Below are 13,577 nucleotides of genomic sequence, written 5' to 3' on the forward strand. Positions count from 1 at the left end.
CATGACCACGACCACCACCTCGTCCGACACCACCACGCTGCCGGCCAACGTCGACAACCTGACCCTGACCGGTGCTGCCGATATCGACGGCACCGGCAATGCGCTGAACAACGTCATCACCGGCAATGCCGGCGCCAACGTGCTCGACGGCGCCGGCGGTGCCGACACCCTGGCCGGCGCTGCCGGCGACGATACCTACGTGGTGGACAACGCGGGCGACGTGGTCATCGAAAACGCCGGCGAAGGCACGGACAAGGTCCTGTCCGGCGTCAGCTACACGCTGGCCCCGGATGTCGAGAACCTGACCCTGACCGGCGGCGGCAACATCAGCGGCACCGGCAATGCATTCGACAACACCATCACCGGCAATAACGGCAGCAACGCGCTGTATGGCATGGACGGCAACGATACGCTGGCCGGTAACGGCGGCAACGACGTGCTCGACGGCGGCCTGGGGGCCGACAAGCTGCAGGGCGGCACCGGCAACGACACCTATGTCGTCGACAATGCCGGCGACGTGGTGGTGGAGGACGCCTCCGCAGGCAGCGACACGGTGCAGTCGAGCATCGACTACACGCTCGGCGACAACCTCGAGAACCTGACGCTGACCGGCACGGCCGACCTGAACGGCAATGGCAATGCCCTGGACAACACCATCGCCGGCAACAGCGGCAACAATACGATCGACGCCGGCGCCGGCGCCGACACCGTGTCGGCCGGGGCCGGCAACGACGTCGTCGGCGGTGGCGACGGCAACGATATCCTGAACGGCGATGGCGGCGACGACCAATTGTCCGGCGGGGCCGGCAACGACAAGCTGAACGGCGGCGCCGGCGCCGACCGGATGGACGGCGGCACCGGCGACGACACCTACGTCGTCGACAACAGCGGCGACCTCGTCATCGAGAACGCCGACGACGGCATCGATACGGTACAGTCGAGCATCGGCTACACGCTCACCGACAACGTCGAGAACCTGGCGCTGACGGGTACGGCGAACATCGACGGCACCGGCAACGTACTCGACAACGTCGTCAGCGGCAACGGCGGCGCCAATACGCTGCACGGCCTGGACGGCAACGACACCCTCAACGGCGATGGCGGGGACGACAGCCTGTTCGGCGATGCCGGCAACGACCTGCTGGATGGCGGCACGGGCGCCGACAGCATGGCGGGCGGCACCGGCGACGACATCTATATCGTCGACCATGGCGGCGACGTCGTGACCGAGTTGGCGGGCGAGGGCGTCGACACCGTCCAGTCCAGCGTCAACACCACCCTGAGCGCGAACGTCGAGAACCTGGTCCTGACCGGCGGCGGCAACATCAGCGGCACCGGCAACGAACTCGATAACGTCATCACCGGCAACGATGGCAGCAACGTGCTGCGCGGCATGGAAGGCAACGACACGCTGGTCGGCAAGTCCGGCAGCGACGTGCTGGATGGCGGCCTCGGCGCCGACAACATGCAGGGCGGCAGCGGCGAGGACACCTACGTCGTCAATGAGAGCGGCGACATCGTCACCGAAGCGGAAAATGCCGGCCTCGACACGGTCCAGTCCAGCATCGATTACACGCTCGGCGCGAATGTCGAGAACCTGACCCTGACCGGCACCGACAACCTGGCGGGCACCGGCAATGCCCTGAACAACCTCATCACCGGCAATGGCGGCGACAACCTCGTGTCGGCCGGCGCCGGCAGCGACACGGTGTATGCCGGTGGCGGCAACGACACCGTCAGCGGCGGCGACGGCAACGATGTCCTCTACGGCGAGGCCGGCGACGACCGTCTGCTGGGCGACGCCGGCAACGACGTGCTGTATGCCGGCACCGGCAACGACATCGCCGGCGGCGGCGACGGCAACGACGTCCTGTACGGCGAGGCGGGCGACGACCATCTGCTGGGCGACGCCGGCGACGACACGCTGAACGGCGGCCTCGGCGGCGACCGGATGGAAGGCGGCGCCGGCAACGATACCTACGTGGTCGACGACAGCGGCGATAGCGTGATCGAAGCAGCCGGCGAGGGCGTCGATCTCGTGCAGTCGAGCATCACCTACACGCTGACCGACAACGTCGAGAACCTGACCCTGACCGGCAGCGCGGACACCGACGGCACCGGCAACGAACTCGACAATATCATCAACGGCAATACCGGCAGCAACGTGCTGAACGGTATGGACGGCAACGACACCATCAACGGCGAGGCCGGCGCCGACACCCTGATCGGCGGCGCGGGCAACGACGTGCTGAACGGCGATGCCGGCGACGACTTCCTGCGCGGCGACGCCGGCAACGACGTCCTCACCGGCGGTGCCGGCGCCGATACTATGGCGGGCGGCAGCGGCGACGACCTCTACGTGGTCGATAACGTCGCCGACGTCGTGATCGAGAGCCAGGACGAAGGCATCGACACGGTCCAGTCCGCGGTCAGCTACACGCTGGCCGCCAACGTCGAGAACCTGACGCTGACCGGCCGCGCGGATACCAGCGGCACCGGCAACGGACTGGACAACGTCATCACCGGCAACCGCGGCAGCAACGTGTTGAGTGGCCTCGACGGCAACGACACGCTGATCGGCAATGCCGGCAACGACATCCTCGACGGCGGCACGGGCGCCGACGACATGCAGGGCGGCAGCGGCGACGATACCTATGTGGTCGACCATGCCGGCGACATCGTGACCGAGAGCGCGGGTGACGGTACCGACAACGTCCAGTCCAGCATCGACTACACGCTGACGGCCAACGTCGAGAACCTGACCCTGACCGGTGCCGACAACCTGTCCGGCAGCGGCAATGCGCTCAACAACATCATCACCGGCAACGGCGGCGCCAACACGATCAGCGCCGAAGCGGGCAACGACACGGTGTTCGCCGGCGCGGGCAACGACGTCGTCAGCGGCGGCGACGGCGACGACGTGCTGAACGGCGAAGCCGGCGACGACCAGTTGTTTGGCGACCTCGGCAACGACACGCTGGATGGCGGCGTGGGCGCGGACCGGATGGCCGGCGGGACCGGCAACGACCTGTACGTGGTCGACAACGACGGCGACCTGGTGGTGGAAGCCGCCGACGCCGGCACCGACCTGGTGCAGTCGAGCATTACCTACACGCTGACCGACAACACCGACAACCTGACCCTGACCGGCGGCGCCGACATCGACGGCAGCGGCAATGCGCTCGACAACATCATCAACGGCAACAGCGGTGCCAACGTCCTGGACGGCAAGGCCGGCAACGACACGATCTACGGCAACGCCGGCGCCGATACCCTGATCGGCGGCGACGGCAACGACCTGCTGAACGGCGGCGACGGCGACGACCGCCTGCAAGGCGATGCCGGCAACGACAGGCTCGACGGCGGCGTGGGCGCCGACAGCATGGCCGGCGGCAGCGGCGACGACACCTACATCGTCGACAACGCCGGCGACCTGGTGGCCGAGCACGCCGGCGAAGGCAGCGACACCGTGCAGTCGAGCGTCAGCAATACCCTCACCGACAACGTCGAGAACCTGATCCTGACCGGCTCGGCCAACCTCGATGGCAGCGGCAACGCGCTGGACAACGTCATCACCGGCAACGGCGGCAGCAACGTGCTGAGCGGCATGGGCGGCAACGACACGCTGCTCGGCAATGCCGGCGACGACAAGCTGGACGGCGGTACCGGCGCCGACAACATGCAGGGCGGCAGCGGCAACGACACCTACGTGGTCGACGACGCCGGGGACCTCGTGGTCGAAGCGGCCGGCGCCGGCGACGACACGGTGCAGTCCAGCATCGACTACACGCTGGGCGAGAACGTCGAGAACCTGACGCTGACCGGCACCGACAACCTGAACGGCACCGGCAACGCGCTGGCCAATGCGATCGTCGGCAACGCCGGCGCCAACCTGATCGACGGCGGCGCCGGTATCGACAGGATGAGCGGCGGCGCCGGCGACGACACGTATATCGTCGATGCCACCGCCGACGTCATCGTCGAAGCGGCGAATGGCGGCTACGACATTGCCTACGCCAGCGCCAACTACACGCTGAGCGACAACGTCGAAGACCTGGTCCTGACCGGCACCGCCAACCTCAGCGGCACCGGCAACGCCCTCGACAACACGATCACCGGCAACCCCGGCGACAACGTCCTTTACGGCATGGCAGGCAGCGATCTGCTGATCGGCGGCGCCGGCAACGACACCCTCGACGGCGGCAGCGGTAGCGACACGATGCGCGGCGGCACCGGCAACGATACCTACGTGGTCGACAGCGCGGCCGACACTGTGCTCGAAAACGCCGCCGAAGGCACCGACACCGTGCAGTCGGGCATCAGCTACACGCTGGGTTCGCATCTGGAAAACCTGATCCTGACCGGCAACGCCAGGCTCGACGGCAGCGGCAACGCGCTGGACAACGTCATCATCGGCAACGACGGCAACAATCTGCTGAACGGCATGGACGGCGACGACACGCTGCTCGGCGGTGCGGGCAACGACACCCTGATCGGCGGTGCCGGCGCGGACAGCCTGCAGGGCGGGGCGGGCGACGACACCTATATCGTGGACGCCGCCGATACCGTGATCGAAGCGGCCGGCGCCGGCACCGACACGGTGCTCTCAAACATCGACTACACGCTGAGCGAGAACGTCGAGAACCTGACGCTGGCCGGCAGCGCCGACCTGAACGGCACCGGTAACGCGCTGGCCAACGCGATCGTCGGCACCGCCGGCGCCAACGTGCTCGACGGCGGCGCCGGTGCCGATACGATGACTGGCGGCGCCGGCGACGACACGTATATTGTCGACGCCACCGCCGACCGCATCGTCGAAGCGGCCGATGGCGGCCACGACATCGCCTACGCCAGCGCCGACTACACGCTGAGCGACAACGTCGAAAGCCTGGTCCTGGCCGGCACCGCCAATCTCAGCGGCACCGGCAGCGCCCAGGACAACACGATCACCGGCAACGCCGGCAACAACGTCCTCTCCGGCATGGCCGGCAGCGATGTGCTGATCGGCGGCGCCGGCAACGACACCCTCGACGGCGGCAGCGGCAGCGACACGCTGAGCGGCGGCACCGGCAACGATACCTACGTGGTCGACAGCGCGGACGATACCGTGTTCGAGAACGCCGCCGAAGGCATCGACACCGTACAGTCGGGCATCAGCTACACGCTGGGTTCAAATCTGGAAAACCTGACCCTGACCGGCAACGCCAGGCTCGACGGCACCGGCAACGCGTTCGACAACGTCGTCACCGGCAACGACGGCGACAACGTGCTGAACGGCATGGACGGCAACGACACCCTGGTCGGCGGTGCGGGCAACGACACCCTGATCGGTGGCGCCGGCGCCGACAGCCTGCAAGGCGGGGCGGGCGACGACACCTATATCGTGGACGCCGCCGATGCCGTGATCGAAGCGGCCGGCGCCGGCACCGACACGGTGCTCTCAAACATCGACTACACGCTGAGCGAGAACGTCGAGAACCTGACGCTGACCGGCACCGCCGACCTGAACGGCACCGGTAACGCGCTGGCCAACGCGATCGTCGGCACCGCCGGCGCCAACGTGCTCGACGGCGGCGCCGGCGCCGATACGATGACCGGCGGCGCAGGCGACGACACCTACATCGTCGACAACGCCAGCGACGTGGTCGTGGAAGCGGCCGGCGAAGGCAGCGACACCGTGCTGGCCAGCGCCAGCTACGCGCTGGGCGCCAACGTCGAGAGCCTGGTCCTGATCGGTAGCGCGGATAGTATGGGTGTCGGCAACGCCGGCGACAACACCATCACCGGCAACAGCGGCGCCAACACGCTCGATGGCGGCCTGGGCGCCGACCTGCTGTACGGCGGCGCGGGCAACGACACCCTGATCGGCGGCGCAGGCGACGACACCCTCGACGGCGGCACCGGCGGCGACGCGCTGCAGGGCGGCGCCGGCAACGACATCTATATGGTGGACAACAGCGCCGACACGATCGTCGAAACGGCCGACGGCGGCACCGATACCGTGCATGCTGGCGTCAGTTACACGCTGTCCGCGCACGTGGAAGCGCTGGTCCTGACCGGCACCGGCAACCTCGACGGCACCGGCAACGCGCAGGATAACGTCGTCACCGGCACGGGCGGCGACAACGTGCTGGCCGGCATGGATGGCAACGATACGCTGGCGGGCATGGACGGCAACGATACGCTGGCCGGCGGCGCCGGCGACGACCTGCTGCTCGGCGGCGCGGGCAACGACACTTACGTGTTCCGCGCCGGCGACGGCAACGACCGCGTCGTCGACGCCCAGGGCAGCGACACGCTGTACGTGGGCGGTGGCCTGACCCTGGCCGACCTGCTGGCCGAACGGGAAGGGAACGACCTGGTGCTGACCGCGGCGGAGGCCGGCAACCGTATCGTGCTGACCGACTGGCTCAGCCAGGCCGAAGGCGTCTCGCGCATCGTGTTCGACGACGGCACGGCGCTCGACAAGGCAGGCATCCGCGCGCTCTACAACACCGCGCCGACCGCCGTCGCCGATAGCGTCGTCGTGCACGAGGACGGCGGCCTGTTCGCGGCGCCGGTCACCCAGTTGCTGGCCAACGATATCGACCCGGATGACGGCGACGTGGTCCGTGTCATCTCGGTCGGGTCGTCGGCCGTCGGTGCCATCGTGTCGCTGAACGGCGATACCGTCGGCTACGACATCGGCGCCGCCTACCAGGAGCTGGCCGAAGGCGAGGTGCTCAACGACAGTTTCACCTACACCATCGCCGACGCGCTGGGCGAGACCTCGAGCGCGACCGTCGAGGTCCAGATCGTCGGCAGGAATGACGCCGCGATTGTCGCCGCCGATACCGCGGCCGTGACCGAGGACAGCGCGATCGTCGCCAGCGGCAACGTGCTCGCCAACGACAGCGACGTCGACAAAGGCACCGTGCTGCAGGTGGCCGCCCCCGGCACCTATGCGGGCGTCTACGGCGCGCTCGCCATCGCGCAGGACGGCAGCTACACGTATACGCTGGATAGGAACGCCGCCAACGTCCAGGCACTGGCCCAGGGCCAGGTCGTGACCGACAGCTTCGCGTACGTCGCGACCGACGGCCTGCTGGGCGTCGCGTCCACGCTGGCGGTCACGGTCACCGGCACCAACGACGCGCCGGTCGTGGCGCTCGACAGCGCCCAGGTGAGCGAAGACGGCGCGCTCGCCGCCGGCGGCAACGTGCTTGCCAACGACCGCGACATCGACAGCGCGTCGCTGACCGTGGCGGCGCCGGGCACCTACGCCGGCACCTACGGCAGCCTGACCCTGGCGCAGGACGGCAGCTACACCTACAGCCTGAACAACGGCGGCGCCAACGTGCAGGCGCTGGCCGCAGGGCAGTCGGTGGTGGACAGCTTCGCCTACGCCGCCACCGACGGCATCGACGCCACGGCATCGCGCCTGGACATCACCGTCAGCGGCGCCAACGACGCGCCGGTGGTGAGCTTCGACAGCGCCCAGGTCACGCACAAGCTGGCGCCATCGGCCACCGGGAACGTCCTGGCGAACGACCATGATGTCGATCACGGCAGCGTCTTGAGCGTCGCATCGAGCGGCACCCTCGCCGGCCAATACGGCTCGCTGGTGCTGCAGCAGGACGGCAGCTATGTCTACAACCTGAACGACGGCGCCGCCAACGTCCGGGCGCTGGGCCGCGCCGAGTCGGCCGTCGACCACTTCGCGTACGTCGTGACCGACGGCAGCGCCAAGGTGAGCTCGACGCTCGACGTCACCGTCCACGGCAGCAACGACGCACCGGTCGTGGCGCTGCCATTGGCCGACCGCAACCTGACCTTCAACAAGGCGTTCGCCTTCGCGATGCCGGCCAGGACCTTCGTCGACGTCGACAAGGGCGACACGCTGACCTACACCGCCACCCTGGCCGACGGATCGAAGCTGCCGTCGTGGCTGAAGTTCAATGCGGACACCGGTGTGTTCTCCGGCACCACGCCGAAGTCCATCGGCTCGATCGACGTCAAGGTCACGGCAACCGACAAGGTCGCGGCCACCGGCAGCACCGCCGGCAGCCTGTCGGTATCGGACGTGTTCACGCTGTCGGTCAGCCACGGCAACGAGGGCCTCGGCAATGGCTGGGACGCGCCGCCGCCGGGACACGACCAGGACCATAACGACGGTCCCGGCACCAGCCCCGGCAACCCGGGTTCGAAAGGTGGCTGCAATGCGCCGCTGCCGAAGCCGGGTAGCAACGGTGCGAACGCCGTGCTGAGCCTGGCCGTGGAGATCGACACGCCGCGCGGCGAAGCCGGCATCAAGCTGGCGATCCCCGCCTACCTGACCCCGAGCCAGCTGAGCAGCCTGGGCGGGCCATCGGGCAGCATGGGCAACACCGTGTCGGCGTCGCAGACCTTCGGCAACTGGCTCGCGGTCGACTTCGCGGTGTCGGCCGCGGTCGCGGACCAGAAGACCCTGGCCGCGCTCGCCGATCACGGCGGTATCGACGTGACGGTGGTCAGCAAGGCGACGGCCGGTTACCTGGGCTCGACCTCGGCCATCGGCACCAGCCCGCTGTCGCTGAACGCATGCTCCGGCACCGACCTCAAGGGTTTCGAGGGCCTGGGCCAGGGCGTCAAGAAAATCAAGTAAACAAGTAAGCAAGGGCAATGAAAAAATCCACATCCCAAGCGCCGGCGAACGTGCTCGATTTCTCGCCGCCGCTGCTGCGATTGCAGGCGTCGGCGCCCAACCCGCTCGGCGGCAAGGTGCTCTGGACGCTGTTGCTGCTGCTGGCCGGGCTGGTCGTCTGGGCGGTGCTGGGGCGGCTCGACATCGTCGCGGTCGCCGAGGGCAAGCTGGTCCCGCAGACTTACGTGAAGATCGTGCAGCCGTCCGAATCGGGCATCGTCAAGGACATCCTGGTGCGCGAAGGCGACCCGGTGCGCGCCGGCCAGGTGCTGATGCGGATGGATACATTGATCACCGATGCCGACGCCACCGCGATCCAGGCCGACCTGGATCGCAAGCGCCTGACCTTGCGCCGCGTGGACGCCGAGCTGGCCGACGTGCCCTTCCAGGCGCAGCCGAACGATCCGCCGCACCTGGCCGCCGCGGTGCAGGCGCAGTACCGGGCCAACCGCGCGGCCTTCCAGGCGGCACTCTCGGAAGAGAAGAGCCGCCTGGCGAAAGCCAAGCAGGACATGGCCGCAGCCCTCCAGATCGAGCGCAAGTTCAGCGAGGTCCTGCCGCACTACCGCGAACAGGAACAGGCGTTCGAACGGCTTGGCAAGGCCGGTTACGCCGGCGGCGTCATGGTCAGCGACAAGAAGCGCGAACGGATCGAGAAGGAGGAAGAACTCGCCACGCAGGCGCACATGATCGAATCGGCCCGGGCCGGCGTGCAGCAATCGGAAATGAAGCTGGTCCAGATCGATTCCGACTACCGCCGCCAGCTGCATACCGAGCGCGACGAAGCCCAGAGCGCGTTCGACAAGCTGTCGCAGGAACTGGCCAAGCAGACCCATCGCAAGGAATTGCTGGAACTGAAAGCCACCCAGGACAGCGTCGTGAAGGACCTCGCCACCCATTCGATCGGCACCGTGGTGCAGCCGGGGACCGTACTGCTGACCCTCGTGCCGCGCCACGAAACCCTGCGCGCCGAGGTCTGGCTGTCGAACGAGGATATCGGCTTCGTGAAAAAAGGCCAGAAGGTGCGGCTGAAATTTGCCGCCTTCCCGTTCCAGAAATACGGCATGGTCGAAGGCACGGTGGAGCACATCGGGGCGGACGCGGTGGACAGCACGAATGGCGCGCCGGCCGAAAAGGCGGGCGCGACGTCGGGAGCGACCTACAAGGCGCTGGTCGCGCTGAGGGCTGCGCAGCTCGAAGCCGACGGCGAGCGCTTCGCGCTGGCCGCCGGCATGCAGGCGAACGCCGAGATCCTGCTCGGGACGCGGACCGTGCTCGAGTACCTGCTGTCGCCGGTCCAGAAGGCCTGGCACGAATCCGGCCGCGAACGCTGAGCGCGGCTCCAGCGCGCCCTGGTCACACCGGCATCGGCCGGTTGTTGTTCAGGTCGAGGAAGCCGCGGATGATGCGGTAAGCCATCCAGATCCAGGCAAGCCCCCAGATCGCCCACGCGATCGGAATGCCGATAAAGGTGAAGAAGATCACGGTGGCGATCGCGAACCAGATCGCATACCACCAGAACGAGCGGATCATCCAGGTATGGTGGCTGTAGACCATGGTCCCGGCGGTGTCCGGGCGCTTCACGTAGTTGACGAGCAGCACCAGGATCGACAGCATCCCCGCCGAGAAGAAGAAGGTGAGGGCGTGCGCGACGTACAGGATGCGTGCGAACTGCTTGGCATCCTCGACTCCGCGTTCATAGACGAGTTCCTGCGACATGGTGCTCTCCTGTAAATATCAAGTTGCCTGAATGATAACCCATCCGCGCATCAGGCGGCGCGCGTCCGCGACCGCATCTGCGCCGCTACCCAAGCCGTGATATTGCCCGCATCCATCGCACCGGCCTGGCGCGCAATCTCCTTGCCTCCCTGGAACAGCGCCAGCGTCGGGATGCTGCGGATGCCGAAGCGCGCGGCCAGGTCCTGCGAGGCCTCGGTGTCGACCTTCAGCAGGCGCACCTGCGGTTCCAGCCGGCCGGCGGCCTGCTGGTAGGCCGGCGCCATCATCTTGCACGGCCCGCACCAGGCGGCCCAGAAATCGACCAGCACCGGAATGTCGTTGCGGCCCACGTGTTTCTCGAAACGCGCGCTGCTGACGTCGAGCGGCGCGCCGGTGAACAGTGCCTTGCTGCACTTGCCGCAGACCGGCTGGTCGGCCAGGCGTTCGCCGGCGACGCGGTTGACGACGTCGCAATGCGGACAAACGATGTGAAGTGGATCGGCCATGTTTTATCCTCCATAGTCATGATGCATTTATTCTAAGCCTTGCGGGTGGCCGGCGTGCGCCGTCAACTGGACCTTTCGTCATAGAATCGGCTTCCGGGCGCTTGCCCTCAAGATAAGAGCAGATGAGCGATTTGCAACCCACCCCCAGCGGCGCGCGCCTGATCGGTTGCGCGGGCTGGAGCATCCACAAGGACGCGGCGGCCGCCTTTCCGGAAGAGGGCAGCCACCTCGAACGCTACGCCCGGGTGTTTCCCGCCGTCGAGATCAATTCCTCGTTCTACCGCCCGCACAAGCCGGAGACCTATGCGCGCTGGGCCGACAGCGTGCCGGACGCGTTCCGCTTCTCGGTCAAGCTGCCCAAATCGATTACCCACGAGGCGCGCCTGCGCGACGCCGACGAGCTGCTGGACCGCTTTGCCCAGGAAACCGGGGCGCTCGGCTACAAGCTCGGCTGCGTGCTGGTGCAGCTGCCGCCGCGCGGCGTGTTCGACGAGGCCTCCGCCGCCGACTTCCTGCCGCGCCTGCGCATGCGCTTCGGCTGCATGCTGGCGCTGGAAGCGCGCCACCCGACCTGGTTCGGCGACGCCGCGACCACGCTGCTGGAACAGCACGCGGTCACGCGCGTGATTGCCGATCCGCCGGCCGGCCAGCCCGGTCCGCACGTGCCGACCACGCTGGCAACCTACATCCGCCTGCACGGCACGCCGAAGATCTATTACTCGAGCTATCCGCCCGAGTTCCTGGCGCGGGTCGAGCGCCAGATCGAGAAACGGCGCGCCGGCGGCGGCGATGTCTGGTGCATCTTCGACAATACGGCCGCGTTCGCTGCAGTGCCGAATGCGCTCGACGTGCTGCGCGGCGTTGCGGCCGGCGGCGCGGCCGCCTGACCCGCTCCGGCTTCCGTCCGAGGCGCAGCCATGGTCCACGCCACCTTCCGCTTCTACGACGGCCTGAACGATTTCCTGGCACGCGAGCGGCGCGGCGTGGATGCCACGGTGCCGTGCGCGCGCGACGCCACCACCAAGCACATGATCGAAGCGCTGGGCGTGCCGCATACCGAGGTCGAGCTGATCCTGGTGAATGGCGCGTCGAGCGGACTGGAGCGCATCCTGGAAGAGGGTGACCGCGTCGCCGTGTACCCGCGCTTCGCGCAGCTCGACGTGGCGCCGCTGGCGCGCCTGCCGCAGCAGCCGCCCGGACGCCTGCGCTTCGTCGCCGATGCCCATCTCGGCGGCCTCGCGCGCCTGTTGAGAATGGCAGGGTTCGACACCATCTACCGCAATACGATGGATGACGGCGAGATCGAAGAACTGGCGCTGGATGCAGGCCGCATCGTGCTGACGCGCGACCGCGAACTGCTGAAGCGCCGCGGTGTCGAGTTCGGCTGCTATGTGCGTGCCCTGCATGCACAAGAGCAATTGCACGAAGTATTCGAACGGTATCGCCTGGCAGAGCGTGCGCGGCCGTTCACGCTGTGCCTCCATTGCAACGCACCCTTGCGCAGCGTCGCCAAGGCCGAGGTGCTGGACCGGCTGCCGCCGGCGGTACGCGTGTCGCAGGAAGTCTTCACCACCTGCGACTGCTGTGGCCGGGTGTTCTGGAAAGGCTCGCACTGGAAGCGCATGGCCGCCACGCTGGACGCGGCCATGGATGACGATCAACTGCCCGCGCCGGAGGAAGACAACTGATGTACACTCGATGCTCGGCCGGCGCCCGGCGCGATGCGAACCGTTCTTGACAGCGTGATTCCATGTTGCAACAAGCACAGATACCGATTCTCCGCACCGAATGCCCGCCCGGCGCCTGCGTCTGCGGCCGCGAGATCCTGCTCGCCGAACCCGGCGCCGACCTGCGTCCGCTGCGCCTGACGCGGATGGAAGAGGACCGCCTGCTCGAGCGCATCGACCGCGTCACGACCTACGAGGAACTCAGGACGCTGCAGGCCCGCGTCCGTGCCAACCTCGGCGTCGAACTCAGGATCGTGCCGGGTCCGAACGAGGTGCGCACGCTGCGCGGCATCCTGATCGTGCTCGAAGACCGCCCCGGCCTGTGCAAGAAGGTACGCCAGTCGGTGCCGGCGGCGGTGCGCAAGGTCCTCGACCGGCATCCCGAGATCACCTATGCGATCCTCGACGCCCACGACCTGTTCGGCCTCGAAGGACATTGACGGCGCCGACTGCAAGACGGCGTCCGGCCGGGAATCGGCCTAGAATGCAGGCAGGACCAGCACACGGGAGGACCCGATGGCGACTCGATACGATGGCGTGGCGACACGCCTGATGCTGCCGCTGGCGGCGCTCGCGGCAGCCGCCGCCCTGTCCGGCTGCGCGGTGTATGCGCCGCCGTACGCCTACGACGCCGCGCCGGTGGTCGCGCCCTACGGCCCCGCGGTGGTCGCGCCCTACGGTCCCTATTATTATCCGTACCGCTACGGCTATCCCTACGCCTACGGCCGCCCGGCCTGGGCCGGACCGCCGGTGGCGCTCAACTTCGGGTACTACCATGGCAGCCGCCACGGCGGCTACCGCGGTCCCGGCTGGCACGGCGGACCGGGCTGGCACGGCCAGCCCGGCTATCGCGGACCAGGCCGCGGCGGACCGGGCTGGGGCGGGCCGCGCGGCGGCTACCGGGGCGGTTTTGGCGGAGGCTACGGCGGCGGTCGGGGCGGCGGCGGCCGCGGCCACCGCTGA

8 protein-coding genes are annotated in these 13,577 nt (G+C 68.1%); 6 read left to right on the forward strand and 2 right to left on the reverse strand.

Going from position 1 to position 13,577, the window contains the following annotated elements; translation table 11 throughout:
- The first annotated feature begins 1 nt into the window (after position 1).
- Both FBX97_RS05695 and FBX97_RS05700 read left to right on the forward strand, forming a co-directional pair.
- Positions 2-8,623 (forward strand): S-layer family protein, encoded by an 8,622-nt coding sequence (locus tag FBX97_RS05695; protein ID WP_141829400.1) that lies wholly within the window; start codon positions 2-4, stop codon positions 8,621-8,623.
- Positions 8,624-8,640: 17 nt separating this feature from the next.
- Positions 8,641-9,996: an HlyD family type I secretion periplasmic adaptor subunit gene (locus FBX97_RS05700; protein ID WP_141829402.1), complete on the forward strand. Its 1,356-nt coding sequence runs from the start codon at positions 8,641-8,643 to the stop codon at positions 9,994-9,996.
- Positions 9,997-10,018: 22 nt separating this feature from the next.
- Here FBX97_RS05700 and FBX97_RS05705 read toward each other — a convergent pair whose 3' ends face one another.
- Positions 10,019-10,381 carry a hypothetical protein gene (locus FBX97_RS05705; protein WP_141829404.1) on the reverse strand — a complete coding sequence of 121 codons (363 nt, stop codon included), beginning with the start codon at positions 10,379-10,381 and terminating at the stop codon, positions 10,019-10,021.
- A 50-nt stretch (positions 10,382-10,431) separates the two neighbouring features.
- Positions 10,432-10,887, reverse strand: coding sequence for a thioredoxin TrxC (gene trxC, locus FBX97_RS05710; RefSeq protein ID WP_141829406.1), 456 nt, complete (start codon positions 10,885-10,887; stop codon positions 10,432-10,434).
- A 122-nt stretch (positions 10,888-11,009) separates the two neighbouring features.
- Between trxC and FBX97_RS05715 the strand changes: the two genes are divergently transcribed.
- From FBX97_RS05715 to FBX97_RS05730, 4 genes are all read left to right on the forward strand, one after another.
- Positions 11,010-11,774 (forward strand): DUF72 domain-containing protein, encoded by a 765-nt coding sequence (locus FBX97_RS05715; protein ID WP_141829408.1) that lies wholly within the window; start codon positions 11,010-11,012, stop codon positions 11,772-11,774.
- A 30-nt stretch (positions 11,775-11,804) separates the two neighbouring features.
- On the forward strand, positions 11,805-12,575 hold the full coding sequence (locus FBX97_RS05720; protein WP_141829410.1) for a Mut7-C RNAse domain-containing protein: 771 nt from the start codon (positions 11,805-11,807) through the stop codon (positions 12,573-12,575).
- Between the two features lie 62 nt (positions 12,576-12,637).
- Positions 12,638-13,054 carry a hypothetical protein gene (locus tag FBX97_RS05725; RefSeq protein WP_185748483.1) on the forward strand — a complete coding sequence of 139 codons (417 nt, stop codon included), beginning with the start codon at positions 12,638-12,640 and terminating at the stop codon, positions 13,052-13,054.
- 76 nt (positions 13,055-13,130) lie between these two features.
- The gene (locus tag FBX97_RS05730; protein WP_141829412.1) at positions 13,131-13,577 is read left to right on the forward strand and encodes a hypothetical protein; all 447 of its coding nucleotides are present in this window, start codon (positions 13,131-13,133) and stop codon (positions 13,575-13,577) included.

This window comes from Herbaspirillum sp. SJZ107 (assembly GCF_006715485.1).
In the GTDB taxonomy this organism is placed as follows: Bacteria; Pseudomonadota; Gammaproteobacteria; order Burkholderiales; family Burkholderiaceae_D; genus Telluria.

Bases quoted from the DNA above. Each gene is read 5' to 3' on its own strand.
- trxC (WP_141829406.1), bottom strand. From the start codon at position 10,887: ATGGCCGATCCACTTCACATCGTTTGTCCGCATTGCGACGTCGTCAAC.
- FBX97_RS05725 (WP_185748483.1), top strand. From the start codon at position 12,638: ATGTTGCAACAAGCACAGATACCGATTCTCCGCACCGAATGCCCGCCC.
- FBX97_RS05715 (WP_141829408.1), top strand. From the start codon at position 11,010: ATGAGCGATTTGCAACCCACCCCCAGCGGCGCGCGCCTGATCGGTTGC.
- FBX97_RS05695 (WP_141829400.1), top strand. From the start codon at position 2: ATGACCACGACCACCACCTCGTCCGACACCACCACGCTGCCGGCCAAC.
- FBX97_RS05720 (WP_141829410.1), top strand. From the start codon at position 11,805: ATGGTCCACGCCACCTTCCGCTTCTACGACGGCCTGAACGATTTCCTG.
- FBX97_RS05730 (WP_141829412.1), top strand. From the start codon at position 13,131: ATGGCGACTCGATACGATGGCGTGGCGACACGCCTGATGCTGCCGCTG.
- FBX97_RS05700 (WP_141829402.1), top strand. From the start codon at position 8,641: ATGAAAAAATCCACATCCCAAGCGCCGGCGAACGTGCTCGATTTCTCG.
- FBX97_RS05705 (WP_141829404.1), bottom strand. From the start codon at position 10,381: ATGTCGCAGGAACTCGTCTATGAACGCGGAGTCGAGGATGCCAAGCAG.